Source organism: Nocardioides sp., from assembly GCF_035503875.1.
Lineage (GTDB): Bacteria > Actinomycetota > Actinomycetes > Propionibacteriales > Nocardioidaceae > Nocardioides.
Window position 1 is genome coordinate 49212 of record NZ_DATJTA010000054.1, and the last position, 18167, is coordinate 67378.

General features: G+C 72.9%; 19 protein-coding genes. 13 read left to right on the plus strand and 6 right to left on the minus strand.

The window, feature by feature from the left end; genetic code table 11:
- A complete protein-coding gene (locus VMF51_RS12730; RefSeq protein ID WP_325474808.1) occupies positions 1-966 on the minus strand; it encodes a glutathione S-transferase family protein in 966 nt (321 codons plus the stop codon).
- A 52-nt stretch (positions 967-1018) separates the two neighbouring features.
- Between VMF51_RS12730 and VMF51_RS12735 the strand changes: the two genes are divergently transcribed.
- Genes VMF51_RS12735 through VMF51_RS12755 form a run of 5 tightly spaced genes read left to right on the plus strand, consistent with a single transcriptional unit; the run spans position 1019 to position 6442 of the window.
- On the plus strand, positions 1019-1900 hold the full coding sequence (locus VMF51_RS12735; protein ID WP_325474809.1) for a M15 family metallopeptidase: 882 nt from the start codon (positions 1019-1021) through the stop codon (positions 1898-1900).
- A gap of 50 nt (positions 1901-1950) precedes the next feature.
- Positions 1951-2862, plus strand: a complete 912-nt coding sequence (locus VMF51_RS12740; protein ID WP_325474810.1) for a DUF559 domain-containing protein — start codon at positions 1951-1953, stop codon at positions 2860-2862.
- 20 nt (positions 2863-2882) lie between these two features.
- Entirely contained in the window at positions 2883-4544 is a 1662-nt protein-coding gene (locus VMF51_RS12745; RefSeq protein ID WP_325474811.1) for an FMN-binding glutamate synthase family protein, read from the plus strand.
- A 48-nt stretch (positions 4545-4592) separates the two neighbouring features.
- A complete protein-coding gene (locus VMF51_RS12750; RefSeq protein WP_325474812.1) occupies positions 4593-5177 on the plus strand; it encodes a helix-turn-helix domain-containing protein in 585 nt (194 codons plus the stop codon).
- Positions 5174-6442, plus strand: coding sequence for an MFS transporter (locus VMF51_RS12755; RefSeq protein ID WP_325474813.1), 1269 nt, complete (start codon positions 5174-5176; stop codon positions 6440-6442). The genes VMF51_RS12750 and VMF51_RS12755 overlap by 4 nt, the downstream gene beginning before the upstream one ends.
- Positions 6443-6473: 31 nt before the next feature.
- Here the strand turns inward: VMF51_RS12755 and hisC are convergent, their stop codons facing one another.
- Positions 6474-7544 carry a histidinol-phosphate transaminase gene (hisC, locus tag VMF51_RS12760; protein WP_325474814.1) on the minus strand — a complete coding sequence of 357 codons (1071 nt, stop codon included), beginning with the start codon at positions 7542-7544 and terminating at the stop codon, positions 6474-6476.
- Between the two features lie 4 nt (positions 7545-7548).
- Complete coding sequence (locus tag VMF51_RS12765) at positions 7549-8115, minus strand: VanZ family protein (RefSeq protein WP_325474815.1); 567 nt, start codon at positions 8113-8115, stop codon at positions 7549-7551.
- Positions 8116-8215: 100 nt separating this feature from the next.
- On the opposite strand from VMF51_RS12765, the gene VMF51_RS12770 reads away from it, so the two are divergent.
- The gene (locus VMF51_RS12770; RefSeq protein ID WP_325474816.1) at positions 8216-8914 is read left to right on the plus strand and encodes a GntR family transcriptional regulator; all 699 of its coding nucleotides are present in this window, start codon (positions 8216-8218) and stop codon (positions 8912-8914) included.
- Positions 8915-8916: 2 nt separating this feature from the next.
- On the opposite strand, the gene VMF51_RS12775 is transcribed toward VMF51_RS12770, so the two are convergent.
- Positions 8917-10545, minus strand: a complete 1629-nt coding sequence (locus VMF51_RS12775) for a methyl-accepting chemotaxis protein (RefSeq protein WP_325474817.1) — start codon at positions 10543-10545, stop codon at positions 8917-8919.
- A gap of 135 nt (positions 10546-10680) precedes the next feature.
- Here VMF51_RS12775 and VMF51_RS12780 point away from each other — a divergent pair, with 135 nt between their 5' ends.
- Genes VMF51_RS12780 through VMF51_RS12805 form a run of 6 tightly spaced genes read left to right on the plus strand, consistent with a single transcriptional unit; the run spans position 10681 to position 15153 of the window.
- Complete coding sequence (locus VMF51_RS12780; protein WP_325474818.1) at positions 10681-11064, plus strand: phage holin family protein; 384 nt, start codon at positions 10681-10683, stop codon at positions 11062-11064.
- Positions 11061-11579: a low molecular weight protein-tyrosine-phosphatase gene (locus tag VMF51_RS12785; protein WP_325474819.1), complete on the plus strand. Its 519-nt coding sequence runs from the start codon at positions 11061-11063 to the stop codon at positions 11577-11579. Before VMF51_RS12780 ends, VMF51_RS12785 begins: the two co-directional genes overlap by 4 nt.
- The gene (locus VMF51_RS12790) at positions 11576-12436 is read left to right on the plus strand and encodes a fructosamine kinase family protein (RefSeq protein ID WP_325474820.1); all 861 of its coding nucleotides are present in this window, start codon (positions 11576-11578) and stop codon (positions 12434-12436) included. Before VMF51_RS12785 ends, VMF51_RS12790 begins: the two co-directional genes overlap by 4 nt.
- Before the next feature lie 49 nt (positions 12437-12485).
- Complete coding sequence (locus VMF51_RS12795; protein ID WP_325474821.1) at positions 12486-13181, plus strand: response regulator transcription factor; 696 nt, start codon at positions 12486-12488, stop codon at positions 13179-13181.
- Positions 13178-14620: a HAMP domain-containing sensor histidine kinase gene (locus tag VMF51_RS12800; RefSeq protein WP_325474822.1), complete on the plus strand. Its 1443-nt coding sequence runs from the start codon at positions 13178-13180 to the stop codon at positions 14618-14620. Before VMF51_RS12795 ends, VMF51_RS12800 begins: the two co-directional genes overlap by 4 nt.
- On the plus strand, positions 14617-15153 hold the full coding sequence (locus VMF51_RS12805; RefSeq protein WP_325474823.1) for a hypothetical protein: 537 nt from the start codon (positions 14617-14619) through the stop codon (positions 15151-15153). Before VMF51_RS12800 ends, VMF51_RS12805 begins: the two co-directional genes overlap by 4 nt.
- A gap of 12 nt (positions 15154-15165) precedes the next feature.
- On the opposite strand, the gene VMF51_RS12810 is transcribed toward VMF51_RS12805, so the two are convergent.
- A complete protein-coding gene (locus VMF51_RS12810; RefSeq protein WP_325474824.1) occupies positions 15166-15552 on the minus strand; it encodes a hypothetical protein in 387 nt (128 codons plus the stop codon).
- A gap of 14 nt (positions 15553-15566) precedes the next feature.
- Here VMF51_RS12810 and VMF51_RS12815 point away from each other — a divergent pair, with 14 nt between their 5' ends.
- Positions 15567-16463: an acyl-CoA thioesterase domain-containing protein gene (locus VMF51_RS12815; RefSeq protein ID WP_325474825.1), complete on the plus strand. Its 897-nt coding sequence runs from the start codon at positions 15567-15569 to the stop codon at positions 16461-16463.
- A 245-nt stretch (positions 16464-16708) separates the two neighbouring features.
- Here VMF51_RS12815 and zwf read toward each other — a convergent pair whose 3' ends face one another.
- Positions 16709-18154, minus strand: a complete 1446-nt coding sequence (gene zwf / locus VMF51_RS12820) for a glucose-6-phosphate dehydrogenase (protein ID WP_325474826.1) — start codon at positions 18152-18154, stop codon at positions 16709-16711.
- Positions 18155-18167 lie beyond the last annotated feature (13 nt).

The window sequence follows — 18167 nt, forward strand, 5'->3', positions numbered from 1 at the left end:
TCAGCGGCCGTGCGGCTCCTGCCAGACGGCCGGGTCCGGACCCTTCGGGACGATGCCCGAGGGGTTCACGTCGGTGTGCACGACGTAGTAGTGCCGCTTGATCTGCTCGAAGTCGATGGTCTCGCCGAAACCGGGCGTCTGGAACAGGTCGCGGGCGTAGCCCCAGAGGTTCGGCAGCTCGGTCAGCTTCTGGCGGTTGCACTTGAAGTGGCCGTGGTAGACCGCGTCGAAGCGGGCCAGGGTCGTGAACAGGCGGACGTCGGCCTCGGTGATCGCGTCGCCCATCAGGTAGCGCCGGGTCGCGAGCCGCTCCTCCAGCCAGTCCATCGCCGTCCAGAGCCGGTCGTACGCCGCGTCGTACGCCTCCTGGGAGCCGGCGAAGCCGCAGCGGTAGACGCCGTTGTTGACCTCGGTGAAGATCCGCTTCATCACCGCCTCCATCTCCTCGCGGAGGTCGGCCGGCCACAGGTCGGGGGCGTCGGCGCGGTGGTGCTCGCGCCACTCGTGGAACAGGTCGTGGGTGATCCACGGGAAGTCGTTGGTGACGACCCGGCCGGTCTCGATCTCGACGATGGCGGGCACGGTGATGCCGCGCGGGTAGCCCGGGAACCGCTTCTCGTAGGCGTCCTTGAGGAAGTGGATGCCGAGCACCGGGTCGACGCCGTCGGGGTCGAGGTCGAAGGTCCAGCTGCGCTTGTCGTGGGTGGGTCCGGGCATCCCGACGGACAGCACGTCCTCGAGCCCGAGCAGGCGGCGGACGATCAGCGTGCGGTTGGCCCACGGGCACGCGGCGGCCGCGACCAGGCGGTAGCGACCGGGCTCGACCGGCCACAGCTCGCCGTTCACCGGCCCGTGCTCGGGGCGGCGTGCGTCGAGGGTGATCCGGTCCGGGATGTAGTTCATGTCCCGGTCGAACTCCGCACCCTTCGCGACGTACGTCGGGGTCTGGTCCGCCTCGGAGCTCATGCCCGCCACTGTAGGTGAAGGCTCAACCATCTCGGGCGCGTAGCGTGCGTCCGTGTCCCGCCTGGTCGCCCTGCTGCTCCTGCTGCTCCTCGTCGGCTGCGGCGGAACCGGACCGGGGTCCCCGGACTCGTCGCCGGCGGCAGGGCCGACGGATTCCCCGAGAACGTCCGGGATCCCCGGTGAACCGGCGAATCCGACGACCGATGCCCCCGAGCCGTCCCCGGCCCCCGGCACCGTGCCGCCGGCCTGGCTGGGCACCCGACCCCTGCCCGTCACCGCGAGCGGGTACGGCGAGGTGCGGCCCACGCCGCGCGAGCTGCGCCGGCGCCGCTTCACCCTGCCCGACCGCCTGCCCGCGCTGCCCGGCACCGGCTTCGCCGCCGAGGTCGAGCGGGCACCGGACGACGTCATCGCCCGCTCGACGTGGGAGCCCGGCTGCCCGGTCGACCGCGACGAGCTGGCCTGGGTGCGGGTGACCTTCCACGGCTTCGACGGCGCCCGGCACACCGGGGAGCTGCTCGTCGCCTCCGCCGCGTCCCAGGCACTGGTGGGGGTGTTCCGCGAGCTGTGGCGCGCCGACTTCCCGCTGGAGGAGATGCGGATCAGCACCCGCGCCGACCTCGACGCCCCACCGACCGGCGACGGCAACAACACCGAGGCGTTCGTCTGCCGACCGGTCACCGGCGGCACGTCGTACTCCGAGCACGCCTACGGGCTCGCCCTCGACCTGAACTCGTTCCAGAACCCCTACGAGAAGGGCGAGGTCGTGCTGCCCGAGCTGGCGTCGTCGTACCTCGACCGGGATCGGGTGCGTCCCGGGATGATCACCCCTGACGGCCCGGTGGTGCGCGCCTTCGCCCGGATCGGCTGGGGCTGGGGCGGCGCCTGGTCGTCGCTGAAGGACTACCAGCACTTCTCCCACAACAGCCGCTGACCTGTGGAGAGCCCGTGGCGAGGTGCGTCGCCGGCGGGCACGCTCGGCCCGTGGACGTGGACGTGGACGTGGGGGTGGGCGTGGTCGCGGCGCTGGTCGAGCTGGGCGGGGTCGCGTCCCGGGGCCAGCTGCTGACCGCGACGTCGCGTGGCGAGGTCGACCGTGCGCTGGCCGCGGGCGACGTGGTGGTGCTCGGACGCGGCCGGTACGCGCTGCCCTCGGTCGACGAGGCCCGGGCCGCCGCCCACCGACTGAGCGCCTGCGTCTCGCGCATCAGCGCGGCGCTGCACTGGGGCTGGGCCGTCAAGACCGTCCCGGCGAAGCCGGTCCTCACGGTGCCGCGCGGCCGGAGGATCCGCCCCAGCCGGGCGCGCGACGTGGAGCTCCACGTGGCGACCCTGGGCATCGACGACGTCGTCGACGGCATCGTCACCAGCAAGGAGCGCACCCTTCTCGACTGCCTCCGGTGGGAGCCGCGCGACAGCGCGCTGACGGTCGCGGACTCCGCACTGCGCGACGGCTTCTCGCGTGCCCGGCTCCTCGCGATCGGCCGCGACGCGCAGGGGCCCGGGTCACCCCAGGTCCGCGCCGTCGCAGCGGTCGCCGATGCCCGCGCCGCCAACCCCTTCGAGTCGGTCCTGCGGGACATCGCCCTCCAGGTCCCGGGCCTGGCCGTCGTCCCGCAGGTCAGCATCCGCGAGCCCGACTTCCTCGGCCGACCTGACCTGGTCGACGAGCGGCTGCGGATCATCCTGGAGGCCGACTCCTTCGAGTGGCACGGCGGTCGCGGCGACCTGGCCCGTGACGCGCGCCGCTACAACAGGTTCGTGGTCGCCGGCTGGACGGTCCTGCGGTTCAGCTGGGAGGACGTGATGTTCCGCCCGGACGAGGTGCGCGCCATCTTGGCGGCCGCCGTACTGGGACGTACAGAAGTCCGCTGCCCCGGGTGCCCCGCCGCCTGAGCTGGCGCGCAGGATCGGACTTGTGTAGGTCCGTCTACGGCACGGTGGGCCGAGCCGGCGGGGTACCGGTCGACATGAAGAAGCTCTGGGCAGCACCCGTCGCGGCCGTCGGCGCCGTCGCGGCGCACGACCTCCTCCAGCGGCGCCACGCCATCCTGCGCAACTTCCCGGTCCTGGGACACGCACGGTTCTGGCTCGAGACGATCGGGCCGGAGCTGCGGCAGTACGTCGTCGCGGCCAACGACGAGGAGCGGCCGTTCAGCCGCGACCAGCGCCGCTGGGTCTACGCCTCGGCGAAGCTGGAGAACAACTACTTCGGCTTCGGCACCGACAACGATCTCGAGCACGGCACCGGGAACGTGATCGTGCACCACCGCACCTTCGGCCGCGCGTATCCGACCCACGGGTCGGTCGGCCAGGCCGCGCGGCTGCCCGCGGCGAAGGTGCTGGGCGGGCCGCGCGGTCGGCGGCACGCCTTCCGGCCGGCCTCGGTCGTCAACGTCTCCGGGATGAGCTTCGGCTCGCTGTCGGGCAACGCGATCGAGGCGATCAACCGCGGCGCGGCCGAGGCGGGCTGCCTGCACAACACCGGCGAGGGCGCGATCTCGCCGTACCACCGGATGGGCGGGGAGCTGGTCTTCCAGATCGGTACGGCGTACTTCGGCTGCCGCGACGAGGAGGGCCGGTTCAGCCTGCCCCGGTTGAAGGAGCTGGTCGCCTCGGCGCCGGTGCGGGCGCTGGAGATCAAGCTCAGCCAGGGCGCCAAGCCGGGGCTGGGCGGCGTGCTCCCGGCGCCGAAGGTGTCGCGCGAGATCGCCGAGACCCGCGGGGTGCCCGAGGGGGTGGACTGCCTGAGCCCGTCGCGGCACGCGGAGTTCGACGACCCCGACTCGCTGCTGGACTTCGTCGAGCTGCTGGCGGCCGAGACCGGCCTGCCGGTGGGCATCAAGTCCGCGGTCGGCGACCTCGGGTTCTGGCGCGAGCTCACCGACCTGATGGCCCGCGGCGACCGCGGGGTGGACTTCGTCAACATCGACGGCGGCGAGGGCGGCACCGGTGCGTCGCCGCTGATCTTCACCGACTCGGTGTCGCTGCCGTTCCGGCTCGGGTTCGCGCGGGTCTACCGGGAGTTCGCGATGCGCGGTCTGCACGAGCAGGTCACCTTCATCGGGGCCGGAAAGCTCGGGATCCCCGACAACGCCGTCGTCGCCTTCGCACTGGGAGCCGACCTGGTCAACGTCGGCCGGGAGGCGATGCTCGCGGTCGGGTGCATCCAGGCGCAGAAGTGCCACACCGGCGAGTGCCCGACGGGCGTCGCGACCCAGAACCGCTGGCTCGCCCACGGCCTGGAGCCCGTGTCGAAGGGCGAGCGGGTCGCCAACTACGTGCGCACCCTGCGCCGCGACCTGCTGAAGGTCTCCGAGACCTGCGGCGTCGAGCACCCGGCGCTGCTCGGCCCCGGCGACATCGAGGTCCTCGACACGCTCGCCGACGGGCGGCTGCTCGACGAGGTGTACGGCTACGAGCCGGGCTGGGGCTTCCCCTCCGCCGCCGACCGCGAGGAGATCGTGCGGATCATGTCGGCCACGGACGAGGAGGAGACCCGCACCGAGGGTCCGCCCGAGACCGCCGAGGACGGTCCGGCCGGCGACGAGATGGCCGGGGACGAGGACCCGCTGTAATCACAAAGACCCATTTGCAAATGAGTCTTTGCGGTTTACCGTGGTCCGGTGGACGACCTCACCCGGATCACCCCGACCCCGCAGCAGCTGAAGGCGCTCAGCCACCCGGTGCGGCTGCGCATCCTCGGCCTGCTGCGAACCGAGGGTCCGGCGACGGCCACCGGGCTGGCGGCCCGGCTGGGGCTCAACTCGGGCGCGACGTCGTACCACCTGCGCCAGCTGGCGACGCACGGCTTCGTCGAGGACGACGCCGAGCGCGGCAACGGCCGCGACCGGTGGTGGCGGGCGGCGCACCAGGCGACGCTCACCGATCCCGCCGACCTGGCGGGGGCGAGTGACGAGGAGCGGGAGACGTACGACGCGTACTCGCAGTCGGTCGCGGTCGTCCACACCGACCTGCTCCAGCGGGCCGTCGAGGAGCAGGCGCTGGTGCCGCAGGAGTGGCGGGAGGCGACCGCACTCAGCGACTGGGGGCTGCGGCTGACCCCGCAGCGTGCCCGGCAGCTCGTCGAGGCGATCGAGCAGCTGGTCGAGGGGTGGAGCGAGGACCCGTCAGGCGACGAGACCGCGGACTTCGTTGTCGTGCTGCACTCGTTCCCCTACCCCGGGCGGCTGGGTGGTGACCCGTCGTGAGGCGGCCGTTGTACGGCTGGCTGACCGCGGAGGCGGTGGCCCTCACCGGCACCCGGGTGTCGATGATCGCGCTGCCGTGGTTCGTCCTGACGACGACCGGGTCGGCGACCCGGACCGGGCTGGTGGCCCTGGCCGAGCTGCTGCCGCTGGTGCTGACGAAGGTGCTCGGCGGTCCGGTGATCGACCGGGTCGGTCCCCGCCGGGTCGCGATCACCTGCGACCTCGGCTCCGTGGCGGCGATCGGCACGATCCCGGTCCTGCACGGGCTCGACCTGCTCACCTTCCCGGTCTTCCTGGCGCTCGTCGCGCTGGCGGGTGCCCTGCGCGGTCCGGCCGACGGGGCGAAGCAGGCCATGGTCCCGTCGCTGGTCCGGGAGGCCGGCGTACCCCTGGAGCGGGCGACGGGGCTGCACTCGACCGTCGAGCGCACGTCGGGGATGCTCGGCGCCGCGTTCGCGGGCGGCCTCGTCGCGACGGTCGGCGCGGCGAACGCGCTGGTCCTCAACGCGCTCACCTTCGCCGTGTCCGCCGGCGTGCTCGCCTGGTCGACCCGCGCCCTCCGCGCGGCGCCGACCCCGGCCGAACCGACGGCGACCACCGGCGACCTGGCCGGCTACGTGCAGGAACTGCGGGAGGGCTGGGACTTCCTGCGGCGCGACGCCGTGCTGCTCGGGATCTCGGTGATGGTGGCGCTGACCAACGTGCTCGACATCGCCTACACGACCGTCCTGCTGCCGGTCTGGGCCGACGAGCGTGGCGGGGGCGCGGCGGCGATCGGCGTGGTGCTCGCGGTCTTCGGCGGCGCGTCCGCGCTCGGCGCGATCTGCGCTGCGGCCTGGGCGTCGCGGCTGCCGCGCTACCGCACCTACCTGATCGCCTTCCTCGTCGGCGGGGCGCCGCGGTTCGTGATCCTCGCCGTCGACACCCCGCTCTGGGCGGTGCTCGCGGTCTCGGTCGCCAGCGGTTTCGCGTGCGGCTTCCTCAACCCGGTCCTCGGCGCGGTGATCTTCGAGCGGATCCCCGAACCGCTGGTCGGGCGGGTCTCCTCGCTCACCACCTCGATGTGCTTCGCGCTGATGCCGCTGGGCGGGCTGCTCGGCGGTGTCCTGATCTCCGGCATCGGGCTCTCGCCCGCGCTGGTCGCCGTCGCGGCGGCGTACCTCGCCGTCACCATGCTGCCCGCCGTCGACCCGCGCTGGCGGGAGCTGGACCGGCGGCCGGCGGCCGTGGACGACGCCGGTCGTGTGCCTGTCGACGCGCCCTGACGCGTCCGCAGGCACACGACCCACAGTCCGCTCAGCGCGCGAACGTCGACGCCAGGCGCAGCAGGCGGTCGTTGGCCTCGGGCTCGCCGATGGAGACCCGGGCACCCTCCCCCGCGAAGGGGCGTACGACGATGCCGAGCTCGTCGGCGGCGAGCGCGAAGTCGGCGGTCCGGTCGCCGAGCTCGAACCAGACGAAGTTGCCCTGGGCCTCCGGGACGTCCCAGCCCGCGGCGCGCAGTCCGTCGACGACCCGGGTCCGCTCGGCGACGAGGTCATCCACGCGCGAGAGGAGCTCGGCGCGCCGTTCGAGGGACGCGATGGCCGCGGTCTGGGCGACGGTCGAGACGCCGAACGGCAGCGAGACCGCACGCAGCGCGGCGGCGATCGGGGCGGGCGCGACGGCGTACCCGACCCGGAAGCCGGCGAGCCCGTAGGCCTTGGAGAAGGTACGGGTGAGGACGACGTTCTCGTGGGCGCGGTACGTCGCCAGCCCGTCCACCGGGTCGGCCATCCGGACGAACTCCAGGTACGCCTCGTCGACCACCACCAGGACGTGCGGCGGCACCCGGGCCAGGAACGCGTCGAGCGACGCCTGGGTGACGGCGGGGCCGGTGGGGTTGTTGGGGGTGCAGACCAGCACGATCCGGGTGCGGTCGGTGATCGCGTCGGCCATCGCGTCGAGGTCGTGGCGCGCGTCGGCGAGCAGCGGCACCTGCACGCTCCGCGCGCCCGCCGCGGTGACGGCGATCGGGTAGGCCTCGAAGGAGCGCCACGCGAAGACGACCTCGTCGCCGGGCTCGCAGAACGCCTGCACCAGCTGGTAGATCAGCCCGACCGACCCGGTCGCCACCGACAGGTCCTCCGCGGGCACGCCCAGCGTGTCGGCGAGGGCGGCGTACAGCGCCGTGGAGCCCATGTCCGGGTAGCGGTTCATCTGCCCCACCGCCGCCTGCACGGCCTCGACGACGCCGGGCAGCGGCGGGTAGGGGTTCTCGTTCGAGGAGAGCTTGTACGACGTCATCCCGGGCCGGACGGTCGGCGGCTTCCCGGCGACGTACGGCGGGATGTCGGCGATGTTCGCGCGCGGCTGCGGGGAGGACATGGCCTCAGGCTATGTCGGAGTGCCGCGCCCGCCAGGGCCGCAGCAGCAGCGCCAGCACCAGGCCGAGCAGCACGCCGAGCACCGCGCCGGTGACGTTGTCGATGATGTCGGTGACGTCGCAGGCCCGGTCGATGCGGGCCAGCTCCAGCTGGGTCTTCTCGATCGCCACCGAGTACGCCGCCAGCAGCGCCAGCCCGATCGGCACGGTGACGATCGCGGCGGCCCGCCAGCGTGCGGCGACCACGACCAGCAGCGCTCCGGACGGCACGAAGATGAGCGTGTTGAGCAGGCGCTGCCCACCGGAGAAGATCCAGAACCCCTCGGGAGCCGGGCCGCCGATGTCCCACGAGCAGGTGGTCAGCCGGCCCTCCGCGCTGACGATCCCGGGCGCGCCGTCCGCCGGGATCAGGGTCACGCACGCGATCACGACGACCGACCACAGCAGGCCGGCCAGCGCGGCCGCCCCGACCCAGCCCAGCCGGCGGTGCAGCGCGAGGCCCAGGGCGAGGCAGGCGAGCCCGGACAGGACGACGCCGACCAGCATCACCCCCACGCCGCCCACCGGGAACATGCGCTCGACCGTAGCCAAGGCTCGGCTGCCCGCCGCCTGTCGGGATCGGCCGAGAACGTCCAGGTTCCCCGGTGGACCGGGGAAGTTGGAGAATGGCCCCATGCCCGCCCCGAGCGACGCCCTCGGCGCCGTCCCCGTCGACGCGCCCCCGGAGCCCGCCTCGACCGTGGATCGGATCGCCCAGGAGCTGCGGCGCGCGGTCTTCGACGGCGAGCTGGAGTCCGGGACGCCGCTGCGCGAGGTCGCCCTGGCCGCGTCGCTCGGAGTCTCGCGCCCGACGATCCGGGAGGCGCTGACGATCCTGGTGGCCGAGGGGCTGGCCACCCGCGAGCCGAACCGCGGCGTCCAGGTCGTCACACCCGAGGCCGACTCGGTCCGCGACGTCTGCGCGGCCCGCTGGGTCCTGGAGGGCGCCGGCGTACGCCGCTGGGCGGATGCCGACGAGAGCCGTCGGGCGCTCGTGCGCCGGACCCTCGACGCCTACACGTCCGCGGTACGCCGGGGCGCGTCGTACCAGGAGCTCAACGAGCGGCACCTCGCCTTCCACGTCTCCCTGGTGGGGCTGACCGGCTCGCCCCGGCTGGTCGCGATGGCCGAGAACCTCGTCGTGGAGCTGAGGCTGGCCCTCGCCCAGGTCGAGCGGATCCGCCGCAACGCGCACAACGAGGCCGAGAACCACGTCGCCCTCGTCCAGCTCCTCGAGTCCGGCGACCTCGACGGCGCCCACGACTTCCTGCGCCGGCACCTCCTCGAGGCCGAGGACGACATCGTCGCCGCCCTCGGCCTCGAGGAGGGGTGACCTCAGAGCCGGAAGCGCCCGACCAGGTCGCGCATCTCGGTGGCCATCCGGGTCAGCTCACCCGCGGCGGCGGTCGTGTTGCCCGCCGCATCGGTCGTCTGGTCGGCGGCCTCGGAGACCGAGCCCACGTTGCGCGCGATCTCGCTGGCGCCCGTCGCCGCCTCGGCGACGTTCCGCGAGATCTCGTTGGTGGTCGCGGTCTGCTCCTCCACCGCCGCGGCGATGGTGTTCTGGTAGTCGCTGATCCGGCTGATGATCTCCGTGATCTCGCCGATCGCCGTCACGGCGCCGCCGGTGTCGGCCTGGATGGCCTCGACCCGCTTGGCGATGTCCTCGGTCGCGCGGGCGGTCTCGACCGCGAGCTCCTTGACCTCGTTGGCGACGACCGCGAAGCCCTTGCCGGCCTCGCCGGCGCGGGCGGCCTCGATGGTCGCGTTCAGGGCCAGCAGGTTGGTCTGCTCGGCGATCGAGGTGATCGCCTTGACGACGCTGCCGATCTCGGCCGACGACTCGCCGAGCTTGGCCACGGTGGCCGTGGTCTCCTCGGCCGTCACGACGGCCTGGCTCGCGACCCGCGCGGCGTCCGAGGCGTTCTGGGCGATCTCGCGGATCGAGGCGCCCATCTGCTCGCTGCCCGCCGCGACGGTCTGCACGTTGGACGAGACCTCCTCGGCGGCCGCCGAGACCAGGTTGGCCTGGCTCGAGGACTCGTTCGCTGAGGCGCCGAGCTGGGCCGACACGGCCGACATCTCCTCGGCCGCCGAGGCCAGCACGCCGGTGTTGTCGCCCATCGCGGACAGCGAGGCGTGCAGGCTCTCCCGCGCGGTCTCGAGGTCCGCGGCCATCTGGCCGACCTCGTCGCGCGAGCGGACTCCCGCATCGGCGGTCAGGTCGCCGCCCGCGAGGGCGCGCAGCGCCACCTGGAGGCGGTTGATGGAGGTCCGCACACCACGGGCGACCAGCAGCGCGAATCCGAGCGCGGCGACCAGGCCGACCGTGAGCAGGATGATCGCCAGCTCGCGCTGCGACTCGTACGACGACCGCGCGTCCGCGGCCGCGTCGGCGGCCTGGGCGTCCTCGCTCTCGACCATCTCGCCGAGCAGGCTGCTGATGCCTTCGGCGATCGGGGACAGCTCGGTGTTGTTCATCCGCAGCCAGCCGGCCAGGTCCTGGCGCTCGGCGAGCGGGCCGAGCTTGGTCTCGACGTCGGCGACGTAGCGGTCGAGCTCCTCGCGGATCTGCGCGACGCGGGCCGCGTTCTCCGCGGTCAGGTCGGTCGCGACGTAGTCGTCGAGCTGGCTGTTGAAGGTGACCTGCAGGTCGGCGTACTCGTCGAGGGTGGCCTGGCGGTCCTCGCCGTCGCCCACGAGCAGGATGTCGCGGATGCTCAGCGACAGGCTCTTGCGGGTCTCGGCGACGTCGCCGAGCACCTTCACCGCGGTCAGGTTGTTGGTGTAGATCCGCTGGCTGGTCTCGGCGCTGGCGGACAGGCTGTTGAGGCCGAAGATGCCGACGACCAGGGCGACGACGATCGCCACCGCGGCCGGGACGAGCACCTTGGTGCGGATGCCGCGGTCGGCCCACCAGCCGGCGATCCGGAAGCGAGGGGCGGGGGACGGGGCGGATGACATGGAGTCGTACCTCCGTGGTCGGGGAAGGAGACCGCCCGGCCAGCCCGAGTCGGCACCCTCAGAATCGGCCGGGCCCGCCGGGACCCGAGGGAAAACGACGTCCGAGCCGCTGGGGTGACCTGGCAGGATCGCCGCGTGCGCTTCCTCACCTGGCTTCTCACCAACGCCATCGCCCTGGCGGTCGCGGCCTGGCTGATCGACGGCATCCGCTTCACCGGGTCCGACGAGACGTCCGAGAAGATCCTCCCGCTGCTCGTCGTCGCGCTGATCCTCGGCGCGGTGTCGTCGTTCGTGAAGCCGGTCCTGCAGATCCTCTCGATCCCGTTCATCATCGTGACCCTGGGCCTGTTCCTGCTGGTCATCAACGCGCTGATGCTGATGCTGACCGGCTGGCTCGCGGACGTGCTCGGCGTCGACTTCGAGGTCACCGGCTTCTGGCCCGCGGTCGGCGGCGCGATCGTGATCACCATCGTCACCTGGATGGTGGACAGCCTGATCGGCCCGGAGGAGCTCCGATGAGCCCCCACCCGACGCTGCCGCCACCCCGCACCCCCGGCCGGTACTCCGTCGCGCTGGTCTGCCTCGGCAACATCTGCCGCTCCCCGATGGCCGACGTCGTCCTCACCGCGCGGGTCGAGGAGGCCGGGCTCGCCGGACGGGTGGCGGTCGTCAGCTCCGGCACCGGCGACTGGCACGTCGGCAACCCGATGGACGCCCGGGCCGCGGCCACGCTCACCGCCGCCGGCTACGACCCCTCGCTGCACCGGGCTCGGCACTGGTCGACCGCCTGGCTCGAGGAGCACGACCTGGTCCTCGCGATGGACGGCAGCAACCTGGCGGGCGTCGGTGGCGCGGGCGAGCGGGTGCGGCTGTTCCGCGACTTCGATCCGGTCGAACCGGGTGGCGAGGTCCCGGACCCGTACTACGGTGGGGACGACGGCTTCGAGGAGGTGCTGACCATGGTCGAGCGGACGTGCACCGTGATCGTGGGCGCCCTCCAGGAGGAGCTGCTCCAGGAGCCGGACGAGTCGTGACCCGTCAGCCGCTGGTCGCCCGGCGGGCCGAGACTCTCCTCGGCTCGGCGGTGGTGGCCACGGCCCCGGTCGCCGGCGGGGACGTCGCGACCGCCACCAAGCTCCGGCTGAGCGACGGCCGGACCGCGCTGATGAAGACCCTCAACAACGCACCCGCCGCGTTCTTCGAGACCGAGGCGCGCGGGCTGCGCTGGCTCGCCGAGGTCGAGGACGGGCTGGCGGTGCCGGAGGTGCTCGCGGTGGACGCGGAGTGCCTGATCCTGCAGTGGGTCGAGCCGGGGCGCAACAGCGGAGACGTCGCGGCGGGCCTCGGCCGCGCACTGGCCGCGACGCACGCGGCCGGGGCGGCGGCGTACGGCCTCGACGAGGACGGCTTCATCGGCCGGCTCCCGCTGCCCAACCGCACGGCCGACACCTGGGCGGAGTTCTACGCCGTGCGCCGCGTCCTGCCCTACCTCAAGCTCGCCCGCGACCGCGGCGCCGTCACCGACGACGACGCCGCGCGGGTCGAGGCGGTCGTCGGGCGGCTCCCCGCGTTGCTCCCCGAGGAGCCGCCCGCACGCCTGCACGGCGACCTGTGGAACGGCAACGTGCTGTGGGGCGCCGACGGCCGGGTCAGCGTCATCGACCCGGCGGCGTACGGCGGCCACCGCGAGGTCGACCTGGCCATGCTCGCGCTCTTCGGGCTCCCGCACCTGCAGCGGGTCGTCGACGCGTACGCCGAGGTCACCCCGCTCGCCGACGGCTGGGAGGAGCGGGTCGCGCTGCACCAGCTCTTCCCGCTGCTCGTGCACGCCTGCCTCTTCGGTGGCGGGTACGGCGCCCGCGCCGCCGCCGCGGCCGCCCGCTACACCTGAGCCCGCCCACTCTCAGGCAGGGTTCAGCCGCGGCTGGCAACATGGACCCGTGAGTGTCCCCAAGCCGCGCGTGCTCGTCGTCGACGACGACCGGGCGGTGCGTGAGTCGCTGCGCCGCTCCCTGGAGTTCAACGGGTACGACGTCCACCTCGCCGCCGACGGTGCCGAGGCGCTCGCGGGGATCGGCCGGGTCGGCCCGGACGTGGTCGTGATGGACGTGATGATGCCGCGCCTCGACGGCATCGAGACGACCCGCGCGCTGCGCACGGCGGGCCACGACGTACCGATCCTGGTGCTCACCGCGCGCGACGCCGTCGGTGACCGCGTCGAGGGCCTCGACGCCGGCGCCGACGACTACCTCACCAAGCCGTTCGCGCTGGCCGAGCTGCTGGCCCGCCTGCGCGCGCTGCTGCGCCGGGTGGTCCCGCCGGAGGACACCGCGGAGGAGGTGCTCTCCTTCTCCGACCTGACGATGGAGGTCGCGACCCGCGAGGTGCGGCGCGGCGACCGCGCGATCGAGCTGACGCGCACCGAGTTCACCCTGCTGGAGATGTTCCTGCGCCGGCCCCGCCGGGTCCTGGAGCGCAGCTTCATCCTCGAGGAGGTCTGGGGCTACGACTTCCCGACGACGGCCAACTCCCTGGAGGTCTACGTCGGCTACCTGCGCCGCAAGACCGAGGCCGAGGGCGAGCCCCGGCTGATCCACACGGTCCGCGGCGTCGGCTACGTGCTGAAGGAATCGTGACCGGCGCCTCGGACTCGAGCGACGGACGCTGGCACTACCGACGATCCCTCGCCAGCCGGGTCACCCTGCTCACCACCCTGGCCGTGGGCCTGGCGGTCGCCTTCGTCGCCATGGGCGGCTACTTCGTCGTGCGCATGCAGCTGCAGGCCTCCATGGACGACTCGCTCGTCGAGCGCGCCCACGCGACCGCGCAGCTGCCGCTGATCATCGACGCCAACACCGGCAACGAGATCCCCGCGTGGATGCTGACCTCCACCGACGTGCGCATCGGGACCGTGACCGCCGACGGACAGGGCTTCTACCCCTACAAGGACGGCGCCGTCCCGAAGCTCGGCCAGGACGAGCTCGACGTCGCGACCGGCACCTCCGAGCTCAGCGTGCGCACCGCGCGGGCCATCGACGGCGACGACCGGTTCCGCGTCGTCGCGGTGCCGTACGGCGAGGGCAAGGCGCTGGTCGTCTGCGAGTCCCTGGAGTCGCAGGAGCAGCTGCTGAAGCGGCTCGGCATCGTGATGGCGCTCTTCGGCGCCGCCGGCGTGATCGCCGCCGCGGTCGCCGGCTGGGGCGTCGCGGCCAACGGGCTGAGGCCGGTACGCCGGCTCACCGGGCGCGTCGAGCACATCGCCCGGACCGAGGAGCTGCAGCCGATCCCGGTCGAGGGGCACGACGAGATCGCCCGGCTGTCGTCGGCGTTCAACCAGATGCTCGCCGCACTCGCGGCGTCGCGCGACCGGCAGCGGCAGCTGGTCGCCGACGCCGGCCACGAGCTGCGCACCCCGCTCACCTCGCTGCGCACCAACCTGGACCTGCTGGCCCAGTCGGACGCGTCCGGCGCGACCCTGCCCCCCGAGGCGCGCGCCGAGCTGCTCGACGACGTACGCGCCCAGATCGAGGAGATGACCACCCTGATCGGAGACCTGGTCGAGCTCGCCCGCGACGAGCCGATGGCCCACGTGATCGAGACCGTCGACCTCGCCGAGGTGGTCGACCACGCCCTGGCCCGGGTACGCCGCCGCGCCGCCGGGGTCGCGCTCGACGTCGACGTCGAGCCGTGGTTCGTCATCGGCGAGCAGGGCGCGCTGGAGCGGGCGGTCACCAACCTGCTCGACAACGCGGCCAAGTGGAGCCCCGCCGGGGGGACCATCCACGTCTCGCTCGTCGAGGGCGAGCTGGTGGTCGAGGACGAGGGGCCGGGCATCGCCGACGCCGACCTGCCCCGGGTCTTCGAGCGGTTCTGGCGGTCCGACGAGTCCCGGTCCATGCCCGGCTCCGGCCTGGGGCTCTCGATCGTGGACCAGGTCGCCACGCGGCACTCCGGGACCGTGGAGGCCGGACATGCCGCCTCCGGCGGCGCCCGGATGGTGCTGCGGATCCCGGGCGCACCGACCCCGCCGCCGACCACACCCGCCGAGACGTCCCCGGCCGGGGCCGGCGCGTGAGGGCCCGCGCCGCCCTGCTCGTCGTACCCCTGCTGCTGGCCGGGTGCGGCGGGTCCGACGACGACCCGCCCGCCGCCTCGTCGAGCGCGAGCGCCGAGCCCGTCTGGAACCCCTGCGACGGGCTCGACGTCGCCGGCATCGCGGCGAAGCTGGGGGCCGAGGTGACCCGAGAGAGCGGCTCCGCCGACTCGCCCCGCTGCACGCTGCTGCCGGCGGTCGAGGGCGGCGCGGTGGTGGACGCCAACTACCTCGTCTTCCCCGCGGGCCTCGACGCCGCGTGGGAGCAGATGGGCGCGCCCGACGACGGCAGCGTGACCGAGCCTGAGATCCCGGGTGCCGACGCCGCCCGGATGGTGGCGAACGCGGGCACGGAGGTGCTCGGCGTGACCGGCTTCGTCCAGGTCGGCGACATCGTGCTCGTCGTCAACGCCGCGGACCCCCGACCGTACGACGAGGCACCGGTCGTCGCAGCGGTCGAGGAGACGATGCGGCAGCTGGCGACGTACGCGTCCGCCGACGGCCCGGACTCCTGACGTCCCCCGCCCTCAGGTCACGGAGACGACCACCGCCGAGGCCTCGACGGTGAGAGCCACCTCCGCCAGACCCAGGTGGAAGGTCCGCGGGGCGTCCCAGGTCAGCTCCGTGACCTGACCCCTCCACGGCGCATCGGTCCCGTCGTCCGACCCGTCGTCGGTCCAGTCACGGACGATGACGTCCGAGAACTCGTACGTGGCGCACACCGCCCGTCCCGGGTAGTCCTCGTCGAACGCAAACCGGACGACGAGGGTGCGGTGGACCGGGTCGAACCGGATCTCGGTGCAGGACGCGTCGTGAAGGCGGACGTGGACGCCCGGACGTGGGCAGAACTCGTAGAGCGTGCCCTCGTCGATCTCATCGAACGTCCACCCGTTGCCGGCGATCGAGGCGCACATATCGGGATGATCTCGTGCCCCTCTCGGTCGCGGCCAGCACAATGACCGACATGCAGCTGTCGTTCTTCCGCCCCTCGGGCGACGCCCCCTCCGCACTGACCCCCACCGACCTGGCCCGGAGCATGTGGGACGACGACCAGATGCACGGGGTGGCCGTCAGCGGGGCGCTCGCCCGCGGCGCCGAGGCACGGGTCCTCGACCTCGGCCGGGACGACCTGGTGCCCGCGCGCTTCACCGTCGACCTGTTCACCGTCGCCCGGATGCGCGACTGCACGGTCACCACCGAGGTGGTGCGCGAGGGACCCCGGATCTGCCTGGTCGACGCCGTGCTCACCCAGGAGCGCGACGGCGCCGAGGTGCGGGTCGCCCGGGCCAGTGCGCTGTTCCTCAAGCCCACCGCCTCGACCGAGGGCTCGGTCTGGGCGCCCGAGTCCCGCCCGACGCCGCCCCCGCTCGACGTCGCCCCGGTGACCGAGGACGGGCACGTGCCGTTCTTCCACAGCTCGGCCGGCTGGTCGCAGTCCTTCGGGCTGCACCAGAACGACACCCGCAAGTCGTCGTGGCACACCGCGGTCGCGATCGTCGCCGGCGAGCCCCGCTCGCCCTTCCAGGCGGTCGCCTCGATCGCCGACGGCGCCAGCCTGGTCACGAACTGGGGCGACCGCGGCATCGAGTACATCAACACCGACATCAACCTCACCCTCGCCCGCCGCCCCGACGGCCTCTCGATCGGGCTCGCCGCCGTCGACCGGGTCGAGGTCGACGGCGTCGCCGTCGGCACCGCCGCCGTCTTCGACCGCACGGGCCCCCTCGGCACCGCCGTGGTCACCTCGCTCGCCAACGCCCAGCGCGTCGTGGACCTCGGCGGGGTCGAGTACACCGACGGCGGCGAGCGCCGTACGTCTGCCTAGGCCCGGCCCCACGCTGGTTGAGGTGCGACAGACGAAGCCCCGGCCCCACGCTGGTTGAGGTGCGAAGGACGAAGTCCTGAGCCTCGAAACCCCTCGTGCCGAGAGTCGGCCTCGATCGAGGCCCCACCTCGGCCCACCGGGTTTCGAGGCTCGTCGCTGAAGCTCCTCGCACCTCAACCAGCGCGCGACGACCGACCCGCACGCCGAAGCCCCTCGCACCTCGACCAGCGGAGGGGACGGCGGCCTCAGCGCGGCGTCGTGTTCGCGTCGCGCCAGGACCGCTCGAAGGGCAGCCGCCAGGCGTGTGGGGCGATCAGCTGGTGGATGGCGTTGGGACCCCAGCTGCCGGGGGCGTAGCCGCGCACGGGCGGCGGGTCGGCGAGCAGCGGGATCGACTTCTCCCAGAGCGTCTCGATGCCGGCGGCGGTGGTGAACAGCGTGTGGTCGCCGCGCATCGCGTCGTGGATGAGCCGCTCGTAGGCCTCCAGCACCGCGGTCGACGACTTCGTCTCGTGCGTCGCGAACTGCATGGAGAGCTTCTCCAGCTTCATCCCGGGACCGGGTTTCTTGCCGTAGAACGACAGCGACATCCGCGACTGGTCGGCGAGGTCGAAGGTGAGGTGGTCGGGACCCTGGCGGCCGACGTTGGACCCGGCCGGGAACATCGTCAGCGGTGGCTCCTTGAAGGCGATGGAGATGATCCGCGCCCCCTCGGCGAGCTTCTTGCCGGTGCGCAGGAAGAACGGCACGCCGGCCCAGCGCCAGTTGTCGATCTCGACCTTCAGCGCCACGAACGTCTCGGTGTCGGAGTCCTCGGCGACGGCGGCCTTGCCCCGGTAGCCGTTGTACTGCCCTCGTACGACGTTGTGCGGCTCGATCGGCCGCATCGAGCGGAACACCTTCAGCTTCTCGTCGCTGATCGGGTCGGGCGCCAGCGAGGTCGGCGGCTCCATCGCCATGAACGCCAGCACCTGCATGAGGTGGGTGACGACCATGTCGCGGTACGCGCCGGTGCCCTCGTAGAACGCCGTACGACCTTCCAGGCCGAGCGTCTCGGGGACGTCGATCTGCACGTGGTCGATGAAGTTGCGGTTCCAGATCGGCTCGAACAGGCCGTTGGCGAACCGGAAGGCCAGGATGTTCTGCGCCGCCTCCTTGCCCAGGAAGTGGTCGATCCGGAAGACCTGGGTCTCGTCGAAGACCTCGTGGACCCGGGCGTTGAGCACCTTCGCCGACTCCAGGTCGGTGCCGAACGGCTTCTCCATGATGATCCGCGAGCGCTCGACCAGGCCGGCCTCGTCGAGCTGGCGGAGGACGTCGAGGGCGGCCTTCGGCGGGACGCTCAGGTAGTGCAGCCGGCGGATGTCCTCGCCGGTCGCGGCCAGCGCCTCCTCGGAGCGGTGCACGGCCTCGGCGAGCGCGTGCGGACCGGCGCCCTGCGGCACGTAGCTCAGCATCCGCGCGAACGGCGCCCAGCGCTCGTCGGTGACGTCGCCCTTGCCGAACTCCTCGCAGGCGTCGCGGGCGATCTTGACGAAGGTGTCGGTGTCGATCTCCTCCAGCGAGGTGCCAACGATGCAGGAGTCCTTCAGCAGCTCGGCCTCGAAGAGCCGCAGCAGGCCGGGGAGGAGCTTGCGTCGCGCGAGGTCGCCCGTCGCCCCGAAGAGCACGATGACGTGAGGTTGCTCCATGTCGTCGAGGGTA